Source organism: Vibrio salinus (assembly GCF_021272385.1).
In the GTDB taxonomy this organism is placed as follows: domain Bacteria; phylum Pseudomonadota; class Gammaproteobacteria; order Enterobacterales; family Vibrionaceae; genus Vibrio; species Vibrio salinus.
Window position 1 is genome coordinate 15,601 of sequence record NZ_JAJSDZ010000005.1, and the last position, 17,900, is coordinate 33,500.

The 17,900-nt window shown below is 38.9% G+C and carries 17 protein-coding genes and 2 tRNA genes; 12 read left to right on the forward strand and 7 right to left on the reverse strand.

Annotation, left to right across the window (positions count from 1 at the left end; all coding sequences use genetic code 11):
• Window positions 1-132 precede the first annotated feature (132 nt).
• Both LRQ06_RS00205 and rlmF read left to right on the forward strand, forming a co-directional pair.
• A complete protein-coding gene (locus LRQ06_RS00205; RefSeq protein ID WP_232764411.1) occupies window positions 133-639 on the forward strand; it encodes a YgjP-like metallopeptidase domain-containing protein in 507 nt (168 codons plus the stop codon).
• Window positions 640-653: 14 nt separating this feature from the next.
• Window positions 654-1,637, forward strand: coding sequence for a 23S rRNA (adenine(1618)-N(6))-methyltransferase RlmF (gene rlmF, locus LRQ06_RS00210; RefSeq protein ID WP_232764412.1), 984 nt, complete (start codon window positions 654-656; stop codon window positions 1,635-1,637).
• 182 nt (window positions 1,638-1,819) lie between these two features.
• On the opposite strand, the gene LRQ06_RS00215 is transcribed toward rlmF, so the two are convergent.
• On the reverse strand, window positions 1,820-2,431 hold the full coding sequence (locus LRQ06_RS00215; RefSeq protein ID WP_232764414.1) for a hypothetical protein: 612 nt from the start codon (window positions 2,429-2,431) through the stop codon (window positions 1,820-1,822).
• Window positions 2,432-2,555: 124 nt separating this feature from the next.
• The gene (metA, locus tag LRQ06_RS00220; protein ID WP_232764420.1) at window positions 2,556-3,500 is read right to left on the reverse strand and encodes a homoserine O-acetyltransferase MetA; all 945 of its coding nucleotides are present in this window, start codon (window positions 3,498-3,500) and stop codon (window positions 2,556-2,558) included.
• A gap of 146 nt (window positions 3,501-3,646) precedes the next feature.
• Between metA and LRQ06_RS00225 the strand changes: the two genes are divergently transcribed.
• On the forward strand, window positions 3,647-4,015 hold the full coding sequence (locus LRQ06_RS00225; protein ID WP_232764422.1) for an ATP-binding protein: 369 nt from the start codon (window positions 3,647-3,649) through the stop codon (window positions 4,013-4,015).
• A 4-nt stretch (window positions 4,016-4,019) separates the two neighbouring features.
• On the opposite strand, the gene LRQ06_RS00230 is transcribed toward LRQ06_RS00225, so the two are convergent.
• Window positions 4,020-4,256: a hypothetical protein gene (locus LRQ06_RS00230; RefSeq protein WP_232764424.1), complete on the reverse strand. Its 237-nt coding sequence runs from the start codon at window positions 4,254-4,256 to the stop codon at window positions 4,020-4,022.
• 353 nt (window positions 4,257-4,609) lie between these two features.
• On the opposite strand from LRQ06_RS00230, the gene LRQ06_RS00235 reads away from it, so the two are divergent.
• Both LRQ06_RS00235 and LRQ06_RS00240 read left to right on the forward strand, forming a co-directional pair.
• Window positions 4,610-5,584 carry a chemotaxis protein gene (locus LRQ06_RS00235; protein ID WP_232764425.1) on the forward strand — a complete coding sequence of 325 codons (975 nt, stop codon included), beginning with the start codon at window positions 4,610-4,612 and terminating at the stop codon, window positions 5,582-5,584.
• Between the two features lie 64 nt (window positions 5,585-5,648).
• On the forward strand, window positions 5,649-6,323 hold the full coding sequence (locus LRQ06_RS00240) for a DUF2726 domain-containing protein (RefSeq protein WP_232764426.1): 675 nt from the start codon (window positions 5,649-5,651) through the stop codon (window positions 6,321-6,323).
• On the opposite strand, the gene LRQ06_RS00245 is transcribed toward LRQ06_RS00240, so the two are convergent.
• Window positions 6,320-7,372 (reverse strand): GGDEF domain-containing protein, encoded by a 1,053-nt coding sequence (locus LRQ06_RS00245; RefSeq protein ID WP_232764427.1) that lies wholly within the window; start codon window positions 7,370-7,372, stop codon window positions 6,320-6,322. The two genes, LRQ06_RS00240 and LRQ06_RS00245, sit on opposite strands and share 4 nt — an antisense overlap.
• A 260-nt stretch (window positions 7,373-7,632) precedes the next feature.
• Between LRQ06_RS00245 and LRQ06_RS00250 the strand changes: the two genes are divergently transcribed.
• Window positions 7,633-7,709, forward strand: a tRNA-Val gene (locus LRQ06_RS00250).
• A gap of 23 nt (window positions 7,710-7,732) precedes the next feature.
• A tRNA-Val gene (locus LRQ06_RS00255) sits at window positions 7,733-7,809 on the forward strand.
• Window positions 7,810-7,924: 115 nt separating this feature from the next.
• On the opposite strand, the gene fucP is transcribed toward LRQ06_RS00255, so the two are convergent.
• Both fucP and fucI (LRQ06_RS00265) read right to left on the reverse strand, forming a co-directional pair.
• Window positions 7,925-9,247, reverse strand: coding sequence for an L-fucose:H+ symporter permease (gene fucP, locus LRQ06_RS00260; RefSeq protein WP_232764428.1), 1,323 nt, complete (start codon window positions 9,245-9,247; stop codon window positions 7,925-7,927).
• Between the two features lie 44 nt (window positions 9,248-9,291).
• Window positions 9,292-11,058 (reverse strand): L-fucose isomerase, encoded by a 1,767-nt coding sequence (gene fucI, locus LRQ06_RS00265; protein ID WP_232764429.1) that lies wholly within the window; start codon window positions 11,056-11,058, stop codon window positions 9,292-9,294.
• Between the two features lie 282 nt (window positions 11,059-11,340).
• Here fucI (LRQ06_RS00265) and LRQ06_RS00270 point away from each other — a divergent pair, with 282 nt between their 5' ends.
• From LRQ06_RS00270 to LRQ06_RS00290, 5 genes are all read left to right on the forward strand, one after another.
• Window positions 11,341-12,099 carry a DeoR/GlpR family DNA-binding transcription regulator gene (locus tag LRQ06_RS00270; protein ID WP_232764431.1) on the forward strand — a complete coding sequence of 253 codons (759 nt, stop codon included), beginning with the start codon at window positions 11,341-11,343 and terminating at the stop codon, window positions 12,097-12,099.
• A gap of 402 nt (window positions 12,100-12,501) precedes the next feature.
• Window positions 12,502-14,268, forward strand: coding sequence for an L-fucose isomerase (fucI, locus tag LRQ06_RS00275; protein ID WP_232764429.1), 1,767 nt, complete (start codon window positions 12,502-12,504; stop codon window positions 14,266-14,268).
• Between the two features lie 66 nt (window positions 14,269-14,334).
• Entirely contained in the window at window positions 14,335-15,801 is a 1,467-nt protein-coding gene (gene fucK / locus LRQ06_RS00280; RefSeq protein WP_232764433.1) for an L-fuculokinase, read from the forward strand.
• Between the two features lie 2 nt (window positions 15,802-15,803).
• A complete protein-coding gene (gene fucU / locus LRQ06_RS00285) occupies window positions 15,804-16,253 on the forward strand; it encodes an L-fucose mutarotase (RefSeq protein ID WP_232764434.1) in 450 nt (149 codons plus the stop codon).
• A 4-nt stretch (window positions 16,254-16,257) separates the two neighbouring features.
• The gene (locus LRQ06_RS00290; protein WP_232764436.1) at window positions 16,258-16,905 is read left to right on the forward strand and encodes an L-fuculose-phosphate aldolase; all 648 of its coding nucleotides are present in this window, start codon (window positions 16,258-16,260) and stop codon (window positions 16,903-16,905) included.
• Between the two features lie 153 nt (window positions 16,906-17,058).
• On the opposite strand, the gene LRQ06_RS00295 is transcribed toward LRQ06_RS00290, so the two are convergent.
• A complete protein-coding gene (locus LRQ06_RS00295) occupies window positions 17,059-17,892 on the reverse strand; it encodes an amidohydrolase family protein (RefSeq protein WP_232764438.1) in 834 nt (277 codons plus the stop codon).
• Window positions 17,893-17,900 lie beyond the last annotated feature (8 nt).

Genomic DNA, 17,900 nt, shown 5'->3' on the forward strand with positions numbered 1-17,900 from the left:
GCATTTATGCTCTCAAAGGTGAGTATGGCCTTTTGCGTGCTTTTATATTTTTGTCTGAGTTCATTCAGTTAATCATTTCCTGTAGACTTACCTACTTAGTTTCAAGTAAACGTTATTTAAGTTGAGTACGTTATGGCCATGCCTGATTTAAAAGTTATTCAGGGCTATCCCGAACCTATAGTTAACCAGATTAGGAATATGATTGAAAACGGTTCATTTCTTTCATGGTTTGAGAAGCGCTACCCGGTGATGAATCATGAAATTCAAAATGATAAGGCCCTTTATAATTACGTTATGGCATTTAAAAGCCAATATCTGAAGAAAGCCGCTCCCATCTCCAAAGTTCAGTTTGACAGCAAAATACATATTATCAACAATGCGTTAGGACTTCATTCCTTCCATACTAAGCAGCATGGTAACCGGATTATTCGCAAGAACGAAATAAGGATAGCCAATCTCTTTAAACAGGCTCCTGAACCTTTACTAAAAATGCTGGTAGTGCATGAACTTGCCCATATAAAAGAGAAAAGTCACGATAAATCTTTTTATCAACTGTGTTGTCATATGGAGCCTGAATATCATCAGCTGGAGTTTGATGCCAGGTTATTTTGTATTTTTAAAAGCATCCAAGATCAGTGATTCTGAGAAATAGAATGAAATTAGTAAAAATAAAGTCTTCCGGTGTACATAAAAAAAATGTCCACAAAGGTAAATACAATTTTTCTGAATTAGTAGATGCAGTGCCTACGCTTAAGCAGAAATTAAAAAAAAATCCAAAAGGGGAATGGACGATAGATTTTAGTGACGCGGATAGCGTCATTCTTCTCAACAAAGCACTTCTGAAAACGTTTTATCATATTAATAACTGGAGTATTCCCAAACAATATCTGTGTCCACCGATACCCAGCCGGGCCGATTATATTCATCGTTTGGCCGACATTCTTCAAGATGATGGCAGTGTCTATTCTTCTTCTGTAAAGGGATTGGACATAGGAGCGGGAGCAAATGCTGTTTATTCAATCATTGGGGCCTCTGTTTATGGATGGACGTTTATTTCGTCCGATATTAATAAACCTTCCATCGATAATATTTGTCAAATTCTCAATAATAATCCTACCTTGAACAAGGCGATTACTCCTTGTTTACAGACTAATCCTAATCATTTGTTTAAAGGCGTAGTTCAGCCAGAGGTGAAGTATCATTTTTCTCTGTGTAACCCACCGTTTCACCGTTCTGCTGAAGAAGCAGCAACCGGAACAAGAAGAAAAGTAAAAAATTTAGGAAAACATGGTACACACAGTAGATTTCAGAAGCCACATGCTCATCAGTCAGACAAAGGGGATAAGTCATTAAATTTTGGCGGGCAAAATAACGAGTTATGGTGCCCGGGAGGTGAATTTGGTTTTGTAAGCCGGATGATTAGGGAAAGTGTCCGTTATTCAGAGCAAATACTGTGGTTTTCGTGCCTTATTTCAAAAGGAGACAACGTTCGCCCATTGAGAAAGTTAATCGAAAAACAGGGCGCGGATGAACTGAGAATTGTTGAAATGAAGCATGGAAATAAGGTCAGCCGATTTTTAGCCTGGACATACCAATGCCCTGATAGTCGCAAGCTTTGGTTTTCTTCAGCACCATAAACTAATATATAAGTATCAGAAAACTAAATTCGGGAGGGGTGATGGAATTTGATGTATATCTCCCGTGTGAGCCCAGATGGTTATGTGAACCATTACTCTATTTTTTCGGGGTTTTGTTTCTTATTCTGATCATCTGGTTGATTGTCTATATTGTTAAAGAAAGCCGCAGGATAAAAACTCACTCATATATCGTTAAACGTCGGCTGAAAAGACGGATCAGACCCCGCGTTAATAACAGGAAGCGGTAATTTCTTGTGTTTTAGTTGTTCAATAATATGCACTATTTCCTGATTATCCGGCTGATAATGTAGTGCTTTGGTAAACAGCTTTTGGGCTGCGAGGTAATCATTATGGTTAAGAGCACATATTGCTGCATTTTTGTAAATTACTCCGGTTAATGCGCCGGTCGTATGCCGGATTCCTTTTTCAAATAATTCGGTTGCCTGCTTCAGAGTTGCATGCCGACACTGGTACAGTGCAAAGTTGTTCAGCAAATTTGGGTTGGTTTTGTTTTTCTTAAGCAATGATAGATATGAATTTAGCGCTTTTTGGTTTTGCTGAGTCAGCTCATAGTAATGTATTTTTGCCAGGTGGTACCTTAGGCTTTCAGATGAAATTTGAGCCGCTCTCTGCAAGTGGAAGTCAGCTCTGCCAAGGTTACCGGTTTCCATATAGGCGAGAGCTAAGTCGATTCTTGTATCGACAAGACGTTTATTGGCTATCGATGATGGGGATGGGTGGTGTGAACATCCACAAAGTAAAAGAAAAATTGGTACTAAAATTCGCAATTTCATAATAAATCCCGATAATTTCATTTGGGCGTTATGATAGAGAATTCGTTTATTTTGTTGATATTGTGAGTAAAATTTTAGGATCAAGGACAAAAGAAAAGGCATCGTATGATGCCTTTTTGAGGTATTACTCTTCACTGATGGTGAAGTTATCTTCACTGAACTGATTCAGGTCATACGGTGTTAACTGATAAACACAATAATTGAGCCAGTTTGAAAAGAGCAGATGCCCGTGACTTCGCCAGCTTGCACACGGGTGATTATCCGGGTTGTCATTGGGGTAGTAATTAAATGGAATCACTGGTTCCAGGCCCTCACCCAAGTCCCGAATGTATTCGCCATGGAGAGTCGTGGCATCATATTCAGGGTGTCCGGTAACAAAAACGTGTCTCATGTTTTGACTGGAAGCAAGGTAAACACCGGCTTCATCCGAAGAGGCAAGAATTTTTAGATCGGTATTTTCCTGAATAAAATCAATAGGAAAGTCTGCATTTCTTGAATGAGGAGCAAGGAAAGAGTCATCGAACCCTCTGATTAAAGGATGAAATTCCTGCTGTATACTGTGCTGATAAACACCGGACAGTTTCTGGCTCCGGGTTTTTTTAGGTAATCCATAAATAATATTTAATGCCGCTTGTACTGCCCAGCAGACATACAGGGTCGATGTAACGTGATCCTTCGCCCAGTTAATGATTTTCTCCAAATGAGGCCAGTAAACCACATCTTCAAACTGAACCAGTCCAAGAGGTGCTCCTGTGACAATCAGGCCATCGAAATACCGATCTTTTACCATTTCAAACTGGCGGTAAAAGTTATTCAGGTGCTCTTCAGGTGTATTTCGGCTTGGCCTGTTATCAATACGTAATAGTTCAATATCGACCTGAAGTGGGCTGTTGGATAACAGACGAAGAAACTGTGTTTCTGTTTCTATCTTTTTTGGCATTAAGTTTAAGATCAACACTTTTAATGGTCTGATTTCCTGAGTGGATGCCCGGGTTTCATTCATTACGAAAATGTTTTCATTACGTAAAATATCGCCGGCCGGGAGCATATCTGGAATCTTAATAGGCACAACAAACTCCTAAGAAAAAGTGTCTGGACATCTATACTTCTAAAAGTAACCGAATATTCAGATTTTGTCGATAAGAAAGTCATATCTAATAACAAAATAATCGGTACAATATTAAAAATGATTCTACGGTGTTGCCAAAACCGGTTATGCAAACGTTATATTTAATTCGGGGTCTGCCTGGGTCCGGTAAATCAACCCTGGCGAAGTCGATGAATGCAAAACATATTGAAGCTGATATGTTTTTTGAAAAAGACGGGGAATATCGTTTCCATCCTGAGTTATTACCGAGAGCACATCAGTGGTGTCAGAAAATGACGGAGCAGTATCTTAACGATGGATTTGACGTTGTTGTTGCAAATACCTTTGTTCAATATTGGGAAATGCTTCCATACAAACGTTTAGCTAAACGGTATAAAGTCCGGTTGGTTATTCGGGTTTGTAATAAAAACTTCGGGAACATCCATAATGTTCCCGAAAGCACAATAACAAAGATGAGACGGAACTGGGAAAAATGACCTTCTACTTAAAAGAAGGACAGAAATGCTCCGCTCTCCAGGCGAGGGTTGCGTTTTTCTTTTGTGAAATCAGCACATCTTCACCTGTCATTTGTGGATAAGATAGTAATACCTGGGCGTCGTCAACTGACTCATTATCTGGTTTTTCTATTTCGTAAGCTCGTACATGGGTAAATGTCGAACTAAGATTTTTTTTCAGCATTTCTTGTGATAAGCAAATACCAAATTCATCTCTTATCATGGTTTGTGGCTCCGTGTCTTTTTGTTAAATCAACATCCCTTTTAAAGGCTCTTTGAAATTATAGACAAGGTGAATGTATCTGCCTTGAAACGATAAAATTTTTTTGGGAAGTAATTCATGTTTTAGATGATCTTGATTAAAGTTCTTTTTGAAGTGACGACAATAGAAAAGAACGTTTATATGATTCGGTTTTTTGTTGAATATTTGTTGATATATTTATAAGGTAGCCAGGTTGATTAACTGAAATTATTAATAAAGTTAAGCATTTATTTTAGCAACAAATGAGACAACTTCTATACTTTAATTGCTAAGCCCTGTGAGCTGTTATTCTAACATAATGATAAGTGGTAACTATGAGTAATCCATCGAGCACAATTTTGACCGAAAGCGGTACAAATGAATTAGAGATCATTGAATTTCATCTTGAGAAAGTGTTACCGGATGGTAGTACGAAGACGTGTTATTACGGCATTAATGTTGCCAAAGTCAGAGAAGTCATTCAGGTTCCGGAAACGACAGATTACCCAAATGCTCAGCCTCATATGTTGGGCGTTTTTTCATCCAGGGATGTATTAACACCGTTGGTTGATTTAGCCGGATGGTTAGGGGTAAAAACCAAAGAAGGTTTTGATAATAAATTCGTTATAGTGACGGATTTTAACAAAATGACCAATGGCTTTTTAATTGACAGTATCAGCCGTATTCACCGGATTTCGTGGAATGATGTTGAATCACCAAGCCAGTTTTTGGAATCGGGTGAGCAGGATTGCGTGGTTGCCGTAGTACGGATGGATGGAAATTTAATCATGATTCTGGACTTTGAAAAAATTATTGCTGATATCAATCCTGAATTGAGTATGGAGAAATACGATATTCAGAAAGATAAGTCCGTTAATCTGAATCAGAAAATGGTATCAAAACGAAATGGTGCGACAATCATGGTTGTTGATGATTCTGCCTTTATTCGTTCTTTGATTCAGGATACGCTGAGTTCTGCCGGTTATAATGTCATTGTCGCCAAGGACGGCGGTGAAGCCTATGAAAAACTGATTGGTATTGCTGAATCTGCGAAGGAAGAAGGCGTTAAAACATCAGATTTGATTGATGCTCTGGTTACCGATGTCGAAATGCCCCGGATGGATGGTATGCATTTAGTGAAAAAACTTCGTGATAGTGCAGATTATGCTGAATTGCCTATTGTTATGTTTTCCTCGTTAATGAGTGAAGATAACAGAGCAAAAGCTTTGTTGTTGGGTGCGAATGATACAATTACTAAACCTGAGCTGGGGCGCATGGTTGCGATGATGGACCAGTATATCTTTAATTAACCAGGTAATTTATAGAATAAAAAACGGTATATAATACCTACTTTTGTGACCGGGTCTTTTTGTTATGGTAAATGTCTTTCTTGTTTTGCTCATTTTGCTTGTTATTTTCTTTATTTCACAGAAATACGTAATTAAGGAAGATAAAGCAAAGGACTATAGTTACAAGATCAAAGGTCCGGTTTTAAGTTCGAATGAAACTTCGTTCTACCATGCGTTAGTTAGTGCTGTCGGTGAGCATGGCATTGTGCTGGCAAACATTACGATGGATAAAGTTATCCGGCCTCGTGATATCCGGAAAAAGAAGGATATGTTTATTGCATCAGGGAAAATAGCGCGGAGTTATTTTCAGTTTGTGATTTGTGATGCAAGAACCTTTGAGCCAAGGGCTGTTGTGGAACTTAATGACGGAAGGCCTTTGGATAAAGGTAAAGTGGATAGGGAGAAGCTGCTTATACAGGTTTGTAAAAGCGCCAATATACCTTTGATTGGAACGACGATTAAGTATAGCTATCAGGTAAGTAAGTTGCGGCGATTACTGGCTGCACATATTGATCTTATTCAGGTAGATAAAGAAGTTCGTTTCTGCAAAAAATGCGGTAGCCCAATGGTTGTTAAAGTTGCGACGATGGGGGAATTTAAAGGCAGGCGTTTCTTCACCTGCAGCAGGCAACCACATTGCACTTATACTGAAAATTACAACGTTGTTTTTGAAGATGAAGAAGAGGAGTTTGAGTCTTAACTATTTTCAGGTTGCTCAGTTTGAAAAAAGTCATCAGCATTGGCCGAATTACAAATGCATATTTGGTTACGACCATTATTTTTTGCTTTATATAGTTCTATGTCGGCAGACTTTAATAATCTGGGCAGGTTTTCACCATCCCGGTAGGTACAGATGCCAATACTGGATGTCATTTGAAATCGCTGCGTTCCGAAATTAAAAATATGATCGCCGATTGTCTGACGTAATTTCTCACTAATTGCGAGCACTTCTTCGAAGCCATTTTCAAAGATTGTAATACAGAACTCTTCTCCACCAATTCGGTATACATTGCCATCACCGACGACTTTTCTGATTAACAACGTGAGATCAATTAAGACTTTATCTCCAATATCATGCCCATAGGTATCATTAACCTGTTTGAAATGGTCAATATCTAATATTAACAAATGTAATGTCGGAAGGTGATTCTTATGCTCTTTATACTGGCCGAAGGACTTTGCCAGAGATAGTCTGTTATTGGCTCCTGTCAGTGGATCGCGAGTGGCCAGAGACATTAGCGTATCTTCAACATTCATGCGTTTTTTTTCATACAGATGGATGCTTATCCATGTGAACAGAAAAGAAATCAGCAGACTTGTATAGTAGCTGTTATTCAATTGAGAAGTCGTAATATTGTGACAGGAAAAAATGGTTGTCTGCACTAAAAAAAATAGGGCAGTGTATAGTAAACCTTTGTTGAACCCGGCTAGAAAATACATGATCAGCGGTGTAATACATAGCCAGAAGTCGTTGTCTGTTACTCTAAAGTAAGTACATGCGGCGACTAATATTGTATAAAAAAATAAAAGAGACGAAACCAGAATAGAAGAACATTTTGAGAAAGAATGCAGGTAATACAGAATCCCACTGTATCCGGCGAAGAGAATCAGGACTGTTGTTTCTGTCAAATTATGACTGAACAGCTCAATAACGCTAAGAAGCAGAGACACTGCACTAAGTAAAAAAATAATACTTTTGGCTATTGATGCGTTAAATGAAGTTACATGTGAATGAGTAAACTTATCCATCTGCCCTGAGAGTGTGAATTTTATACAATTGGTGTATGTTACGGAAATGAAAGTTACGCGCAACAATTTATTTGAGCTGTATAATAATAAGGAGATGTCGCTCCTGTTTTGGTCAGAGAGTAGTGATAGAAGAATAGAATGAGTAAATTGAGTGCATTTAGCTCAGGTTGGCGAAGTATAGAGCAAACGGTTATCAATTTCGGAAATTTTTCTTGCACTCCTCTCTTTCTGTGGTTAATATCGCTTCCGTTCAATAAGTTGCGTCCGTAGCTCAGTTGGTTAGAGTATCGCCTTGACATGGCGGGGGTCGGTGGTTCGAGTCCACTCGGACGCACCATTAAATTGAATGGAAAAGAATTTGGGTCTATAGCTCAGTTGGTTAGAGTACTACCTTGACATGGTAGGGGTCGGCAGTTCGAGTCTGCCTAGACCCACCAGATTCCAGACAAAGCCCGCATTTATGCGGGCTTTGTTGTTTTTTCAGTATGTCTTTTTTACCTTTATCCCATTTTTAAAATGGGAGTTAATCTGATGGCTGAAAATGGCGCTAAGTTACTTATTTTTATGGACAGTCATTGTTCTGTAACCAAATAGACCAATAACGACAAAACAAATAAGAGGCAGAATAAATGATGCATTTACGGCCGGTAATCCCATAACAACTTCCTGATCAATAATGACACCCTGTAATGGTGGCATAAGCGCTCCTCCCACAATAGCCATCACAAGACCTGCTGCGCCATAAGATGAATCTTCTTTTAAACCATATAATGCAATGCCATAAATAGTTGGGAACATAAGAGACATAAATACTGACGTTGATATTAAGCAGTATAACCCACCGATTCCATCAATAAAAATGACGCCTAAGATACTGATGAAACCACCTAAAGCAAATAGTGTTAACATTAGATCGGCCTTTAAGTATTTCATTATCGCAGTAGAAATGAAGCGACTGGATATAAAGAGTGCCATAGCAATAATGTTGTAATTTTGTGCTTCAGCTTTTGTGAAGCCTAAACGTCCAGCATACTGAATAATGAACGTCCAGCACATGATTTGAGCACCAACATAGAATACTTGCGCTATAACTCCTTCTCTGTACTTTGCATTTCGAAATAATCGTCCGGCTGAGTCGGAAAAACGAACATAATTCCCATCGCCACCCGTTTTTGTTTTTGGCATTTTGTAAAATGCGATAACAACAAAGATAGCAATGACGACAAAACCTAATATCACATATGGATTACGTATAACTTCGAGATCATGCGCTTTTATCAACGCTTTCTGTGCATTTGGCAACGTGTTAAAGATAAGGTTTCCCGTACTATCACGTTTATCGGAGTCCAAGTATTGTAAAACAAAATTTGACGCTATAAACATGCCAGTGATTGATCCCAAGGGATTAAAGGACTGTGCAAAATTCAAACGTCTTGTTGCTGTTTGCTCATCCCCCATTGATAAGATATATGGATTTGCCGTTGTTTCTAAAAATGCCAGCCCAAATGTCAAAATATATAATGAAATCAGGAAAAATATAAATAACTCATATTTTGCAGCAGGGTAAAACAGCAAAGCTCCTGTTGCGTATAACCCCAGCCCAATTAAAATACCAGCTTTATAACTATATTTGCTGATAAAATAAGCAGCTGGAATTGCCATCGTTCCATATCCACCATAAAAAGCGAATTGAACAAGCGCTGCTTCTGACGCCGGTATTTCCATTACGGTTTGGAATGCAGCGACCATGGGGTTTGTAATATCATTGGCAAAACCCCATAATGCAAACAAACTTGTTATTAAAATAAACGGAACTAAATATTTTTTTTCTACTACTTGTTGTTGCGAACTTTTATCTAATACCTGAGTAGTCATAACAATACCTTTAGATTGTTTACTTTCTTAGAATTATGATGTGATTACTTATACAGAGGCCCAAAAGCACTGCATGCCCGATAGTCCTGTCCGTCGCTGGATGAACCAAATGCACTCCAGGTACTTGGTCTGAAAATGTCTTTTTCTTCTATATTGTGCATACTGACCGGAATACGCAGCATCGAAGCCAGTGAAATTAAATCAGCCCCGACATGCCCGTGCGATATGACGCAGTGGTTCGCTCCCCAGTTCGCCATAACAGAATACACATCCGTAAATGCGCCCTTGCCGGTCAGACGCGGAACGAACCAGGTGCATGGCCAGGTCTGATTTGTCCGTTCATTAAGCACTGTATCGACTTCTTCCGGAAGCTCTAATGACCAGCCTTCCGCCAGTTGTAAAACGGGTCCCAGCCCCCGAATTATATTGATACGGCTCATAGTAAACGGCATTCCCCCCCTGGTCAGGAATTGAGAGGAATAACCGCCTCCCCGAAAATATTCGTGTACTGCAGGACACCATTTCGTGTGTGCCAGACATCGTTTACCGTCTTCTTCGGTCATATCCCACACGGGCTTAACGGTGGCTTCGCCATCTTCGTAATGATGCTGGCCCGTTCCATCAAGTGCTGCAGAGCCAGAATTAAGCAGGTGCAAAAAACCGGTCTCCGGTCTGAAGCCGGTAATCTTTTCTACGGAATCTTCACTCCAGTAGGTGCGTACATCGGCAAAAATCTGTGCTTTTCCGGATAGCTGATTATTCAGCAACATACAAACCCCATTAAGTGAGTCGTTTTCTGTTGCCAGTAGGTGAGGTGCTCTGATGCCATTCCAGTCGTAGGTCGAATTGAGCATCGCTTCCATAAAATCGCCATTTGGAAGATGATCTGTCCATTGACGTTGGCCCTGAAATCCAGCGACAATCGCATTATGACCTAATGCTTCTTCACCAAAACCTAAGGTCGCCAGTTTCTCATTTCCTACCATCAGGTCTCTGGCGATCATGGTCATCTTAATCACGTTGGCCCATAATGCTTCACGTTCACCGGAATTTCGCTGATTCTCAGGCGCATTGACATCAATGCCTTCCTGGCAATGATCCTTAACCCAGCGAGATGCCAGTTCAAACTCTGCTTTGTCGTAAATTTCCCGATCCAACCGGCGCTTAATTTCGGTCATATCGACGTATTCATTACGCATCCCCAGATAGTGCTGGAAGAATTCCTGATTAACGATTGAGCCGGCGATGCCCATGGAAACAGATCCAATTGACAGGTAAGACTTACCGCGGATATTGGCGACCGTTAATCCGGCCCGGGCAAAGCGTAATAGCTTGTCCTGTACATCTTCAGGAATGGTTGAATCATTCGCATCCTGAACGTCTTTTCCATAAATAGAAAAAGCGGGTAAGCCGAGTTGTGAATGCCCTGCTAATGCTGCCGCCAGATAAACCGCTCCGGGTCTCTCTGTTCCATTGAATCCCCAAATTGCTTTTGGCATATAAGGATCCATATCAATCGTTTCAGTGCCGTAACACCAGCATGGTGTAACCGTGACGGTCAGGCCAACATTACTTATTTTAAATTTTTCTGCACAGGTTGCGGCTTCGGCAACACCGCCAATACAAGTATCTGCAATAACACATTCAACGGATTGTCCGTCGGGGTGATGAAGGGTTGATTCAAATAGTGTGGCAACAGATTTGGCCATATTCATAGTTTGTTCTTCTAATGATTCTCTGACCCCCATGCGTCGCCCATCAATTGTTGGACGAATACCTATTTTTATTAAATTATTCTTTTGTGCATTCATTAGGGTACCTCTGTTTCGTTATTGTTTTTGATTAGATAAACTATCAACCCAAAACACACAAAACGGAAACTATTTTGGTTAAAATGTATACGAATTGTGATATTTATCGCTATAAAGGCAATTAAAAACATAATGTTTTACTTTTTAAATGTCCGAATTATAATAAAACAGAAATAAACGGGCAAAAAAGAGACAAGAAGTGCGAACGGAAGTGAAATGTGTAATTTATGTTTAATAACTTCTGTTTAATTTGCTCAAATAAAATATGCGTGAGGAGAGAAAATGAATAGCAGTAGAGATACATGGATACTTGAAAAATTATCCGTGAAAGGAACTATTTCAGTTAAGGATATAGCCGAGCAACATAATATATCTTTAGAAAGTGCCAGAAGAGACTTAAGAAGGCTTTCCAAAACCGGTGCCTTAATCAGAACTCATGGTGGGGCAATTAGCAAAAATAAATCTGATGTTGGTCATTCTTTTCAGAGTAGGCAAAGATCAAATACACACCCTAAAAAATCTTTGGCAGAAAATGTTGTTAAGCATATTTATGAAGGCTCTATTATTGGACTTGATGCGAGTTCTACCAGTTGGTATTTCGCTCAATTAATGCCTGATATTCCTTGCACTGTAATTACAAACTCTATGTATAATGTTCAGGCCTTAGCTGAAAAGAAAAATATTGAGATTATTGCAACGGGTGGCGTTTTTTCAGAAAAATATTTTGGATTTTATGGCCCGTTAGCTGAACGTATGCTTAATCAAATACACATAGATGTTGGGATCTTCTCATGTGTTGGACTTGATAATGAAGGGAATATTTGGGAATCAAATGAGTTAAATGCATCCATTAAGAAAAAGTTTATGAGAGTATGTGAGCGTAAATTTTTATTAGCAGATAGCTCTAAGTTTGGAAAAAGAAACCTAATTCAGCTCGCACCGTTATCTGAGTTTGATACCTTATTTGTTGAAAAGAAACCAAATGTTGAATTAGTTAATTATGCTCAGGAAAATGGTGTCGCCATAAATTTCAAATCTTAGAATGTTTATGGTATCACCAGATGACGTGGTCAAACAGCATTGACCACCGTTTGTTGTCCAGTCGGAATATTAATCCGGCCAGCTTATAAGTTCACAGTTATATAATATCATCGTTTTCATTGCGGTGAGATTTTCCCTCCCTCCATCATTAACTCATTATTAACTACCTGATGAATTCTTATAGCGTTTTCGAGTTCTTATATTCACCCTATCGGTTAATGCCCGTTATGTGGTTTATTTTATTTTTCGGTTGTTATATAAGTGATAAACACAACAATTTTCGATTTAAATGTTGATTTCGGTCACACATGATGAACGATTTAACCAAAATAGTTTCCGTTTTGTGTGTTTTGGGTTGATAGTTTATCTAATCAAAAACAATAACGAAACAGAGGTACCCTAATGAATGCACAAAAGAATAATTTAATAAAAATAGGTATTCGTCCAACAATTGATGGGCGACGCATGGGGGTCAGAGAATCATTAGAAGAACAAACTATGAATATGGCCAAATCTGTCGCCACACTATTTGAATCAACCCTTCATCACCCCGACGGACAATCCGTTGAATGTGTTATTGCAGATACTTGTATTGGCGGTGTTGCCGAAGCCGCAACCTGTGCAGAAAAATTTAAAATAAGTAATGTTGGCCTGACCGTCACGGTTACACCATGCTGGTGTTACGGCACTGAAACGATTGATATGGATCCTTATATGCCAAAAGCAATTTGGGGATTCAATGGAACAGAGAGACCCGGAGCGGTTTATCTGGCGGCAGCATTAGCAGGGCATTCACAACTCGGCTTACCCGCTTTTTCTATTTATGGAAAAGACGTTCAGGATGCGAATGATTCAACCATTCCTGAAGATGTACAGGACAAGCTATTACGCTTTGCCCGGGCCGGATTAACGGTCGCCAATATCCGCGGTAAGTCTTACCTGTCAATTGGATCTGTTTCCATGGGCATCGCCGGCTCAATCGTTAATCAGGAATTCTTCCAGCACTATCTGGGGATGCGTAATGAATACGTCGATATGACCGAAATTAAGCGCCGGTTGGATCGGGAAATTTACGACAAAGCAGAGTTTGAACTGGCATCTCGCTGGGTTAAGGATCATTGCCAGGAAGGCATTGATGTCAATGCGCCTGAGAATCAGCGAAATTCCGGTGAACGTGAAGCATTATGGGCCAACGTGATTAAGATGACCATGATCGCCAGAGACCTGATGGTAGGAAATGAGAAACTGGCGACCTTAGGTTTTGGTGAAGAAGCATTAGGTCATAATGCGATTGTCGCTGGATTTCAGGGCCAACGTCAATGGACAGATCATCTTCCAAATGGCGATTTTATGGAAGCGATGCTCAATTCGACCTACGACTGGAATGGCATCAGAGCACCTCACCTACTGGCAACAGAAAACGACTCACTTAATGGGGTTTGTATGTTGCTGAACAATCAGCTATCCGGAAAAGCACAGATTTTTGCCGATGTACGCACTTACTGGAGTGAAGATTCCGTAGAAAAGATTACCGGCTTCAGACCGGAGACCGGTTTTTTGCACCTGCTTAATTCTGGCTCTGCAGCACTTGATGGAACGGGCCAGCATCATTACGAAGATGGCGAAGCCACCGTTAAGCCCGTGTGGGATATGACCGAAGAAGACGGTAAACGATGTCTGGCACACACGAAATGGTGTCCTGCAGTACACGAATATTTTCGGGGAGGCGGTTATTCCTCTCAATTCCTGACCAGGGGGGGAATGCCGTTTACTATGAGCCGTATCAATATAATTCGGGGGCTGGGACCCGTTTTACAACTGGCGGAAGGCTGGTCATTAGAGCTTCCGGAAGAAGTCGATACGGTGCTTAATGAACGGACAAATCAGACCTGGCCATGCACCTGGTTCGTTCCGCGTCTGACCGGCAAGGGTGCATTTACGGATGTGTATTCTGTTATGGCGAACTGGGGAGCGAACCACTGCGTCATATCGCACGGGCATGTCGGGGCTGATTTAATTTCACTGGCTTCGATGCTGCGTATTCCGGTCAGTATGCACAATATAGAAGAAAAAGACATTTTCAGACCAAGTACCTGGAGTGCATTTGGTTCATCCAGTGACGGACAGGACTATCGGGCATGCAGTGCCTTTGGGCCTCTGTATAAGTAAGTTGTTATAAATAAGGAATTTTTTTCGACAAAATATTTATTATCTTTAAATATTAAGGATTATTTTATGCCTTTAGCCCTAATATTTGATTGTGGTGCAACGAATATCAGAACAATAGCTGTGTCTGAATCTGGGAATTTGATTGCTTCACATCACATAGCAAATGAAACAAGTCCAGACTTGGAGTCTCCTGAGTATCATATATGGGACATTGAACGAATATGGAATGCGTTATTAGTCTGTGCAAAGAATACAATAGCTAAATTAAACATTAATGGATATAGAAATAGCGATATTATAACAATTGGAGTAACAACTTTCGGTGTTGATGGTGCTTTGTTTAATAATAATCTTGATCTTCAATATCCTATGATTTCATGGAAATGTCCCAGAACAAAAGAACAGGTAGCTAAATTACCTAAATTAATAGATATTGATAAATTCTATAAAAGAAATGGTATTGGTCAATATTCGTTTAATACATTGTATAAAATGCTTTGGCTGAAAGAAAACAAACAAGAGATATATAATAATTTCGATTATTTTCTCTTTATATCTTCAATTATAAATTATCGTCTAACCGGTTTGATCACAACAGATAAAACCATGGCTGGAACATCAATGATGACTAATTTAGACAGTGGGGACTGGGATCCGGAAATCTTATCATTATTACAGCTTGATAATAAACAATTCCCTAAATCTGTTAGCGCTGGTGATATAGTTGGCCCGTTAACCAATGAACTTACTCAAGAATTAAATTTACCATTTCCCCCGAAGGTTGTTTCGTGTGGCCACGATACACAGTTTGCATTATTTGGCTCTGGAGCAAAGTTAGATCAACCTGTTTTAAGTTCAGGGACCTGGGAAATACTAATGCTGCGAACAAAGAAAGCACAGCCTGATAGTCGTTATCTTAATGATGGACTCACTACAGAGTTTGATGCCATTGATGGTGTATTTAATCCCGGTGTTCAATGGTTAGGTTCTGGTGTTCTTGAATGGTTAAAAAATCAGATGTTTTTAGATATTAAAGATTCAGAAAATTACTATGAATATATTATTGAAGCAGCATCGTTAATTCCTCCTGGATCTGATGGGGTATATTTTAAAGAATTAATTGATGAAAATAATCAACATTCATTCAATATTACTGGTCTAAATATAGACAAGAATCGTATTCAAATTTATAGAAGTGCTTTGGAACACCTTTCTTTAAAGCTTGATGCTGGTTTGAATATATTACAAAAAATTAGTGATTCGAAGACAGATTCAATTATATGTGTTGGTGGTGGTTCCAAAAATAATTTATGGAATCAAATCAGAGCTGATGTTTTAAATATGCCAATTGACATTGTGGACATGCCTGAAACAACTGTATTAGGGGCAGCAATGTTTGCATTTTCAGGTGTCGGTTTCTTCAGGTCTCCTCAAGAAGCACAAGATTATATGGCTCCTAATAAAACTCGTATTTATCCATCAGCTAATCAGGAAATATACAAAAATATATTTATAGAGAATGGGAGAAACTAATTATGCTCAAAGGAATTAATCCGATCATTTCACCTGAGCTACTTAAAACATTATCAGAGATGGGGCACGGTGATGAATTGGTACTTGCTGATGCTCATTTCCCAGGACATAAAATTCACCATAGGGTACTACGTATGGATGGAATCAGTATTGATATGTTACTTGATGGAATCACTCCTTTATTTGAGTTTGATTCATATGCTGATGCGCCATTAATTATGATGGATGCTGTAGTTGGTGACGAGTTAGACCCAAAAGTTGAAGGAAAATATATGGATGCAATAAGAAAATATACGCAAGATGAATTAAACCTTCAAAGAATTGAAAGATTTGCTTTTTATGAACGAGCTAAAAAAGCCTTTGCTGTTGTTGTAACTGGTGAAACAGCTAAATATGGAAATATCATCATTAAAAAAGGCGTCACTCCAGCATATAAATCAATTAATAGGTAAAAAAATGAACCGGGAATTATTATCAAAACAGATTATTCATACATGCCTAGAAATGACACGTCTAGGATTAAATCAAGGTACTGCTGGCAATGTCAGTGTGCGCTATCAAAGTGGGATGTTAATTACGCCAACAGGTATCCCATATGAACAGTTAACAACAGAAAAAATAGTATACGTCGATGGTGAGGGTAAATATGAGGAAGGTAAGTTACCATCAAGTGAGTGGGGATTTCATTTAGCAATTTATAAAGAACGTGATGATGTAAATGCGGTTGTTCACAATCATGCAACTCACTGCGCAGCAGTTTCAATTTTTGATGAATGCATCCCAGCAATTCATTACATGGTTGCTGTAGGAGGAAATAATCATATTCCTTGTGTACCTTATGCCACTTTTGGTACTAAAAAATTAGCTGAGAATGTTGCTCAAGGGATTAAAAAAAGTAAAGCAATTTTATTGTCACACCATGGCTGTATTGCTGCTGAAGATAACTTAGAAAAAGCACTTTGGCTTGCTCATGAAGTTGAGATTCTCGCTACGTGGTATATGCAACTGTTAGCAACAGGTAAAAAGTTTCAATTATTATCGGATGGGGAAATGGATATCGTGCTAGCAAAATTTAAGAATTATGGCCTTCGTATTGAAGAATAAGTTAAATCTTATTTCATCTAATCAAAAGTAATTGAAAAGCGCTCATTCTGTAGGGCGCTTATTCATTTGTTAGCAGACGATGTAAAAAGCTATAAAGGTTTTCGGAGAACCAATCATTAGGGGGTAGTTACCACTTCCCTGGTCGGTGTATTTTTAAAGAGAATAAAACTGTTTTGCATTTTCGTAATAAAACAGATTTGGATTGTCAACATCACATTCATCGATGGAGATTTGGCATAGTTCTATCACTTTATTTATAGGTGCAGCTATTTGACAAACTGGCCAGTCTGAACCAAACATAATTCTTTTATGTCCAAATTGTTTTATAACTTCTTTAATATAACACCGTATTTGTTCGGATTTCCATGAATGCCAGTCAGCTTCTGTCACAACACCAGATATCTTGCAATACACATGTGGAAAATTGGTTGCGATATATGCCATTTTGTCTGCCCAACCGTTCCATTGTTTCTGTTTAATATGTGGTTTTGCAATGTGATCAATAACAATATTCATGGCAGGTAATTGCTCTAAGAAAGCAATGGTATTATCAAGATGATCACTTTTGATTAAAATATCATAGGTATAATTATACTTAGCGAGTAGCTCAACACCTTTAATAAAATCTGAATCAAGCATAAAATCAAGTTCAGGTTCATCATGAATTACATGGCGGAAACCTTTTAACTTAGGAAATTTTTTATAGTTGACCAGATGCCTTTCTAAGTCTTTATCTTTTAGGTCAATCCATCCTACAACACCGAGAATGAAATCATGTTTATCACTAAGTTCTAGCAGCCAATTTGTTTCATCGTTACTTTGCCTTGCCTCAATTGCCACGCTACCGATAATTTGCAGAGTAGACATGTTAGAAAGATAATCTTCTGGTAAAAAATTGGCTTTCAGTTTTTCCATCGAATTATCAATCCAGCTAAAATCAATATTATTGTATTGCCAAAAATGTTGATGTGCATCAATTATTTTCATGTTAATTT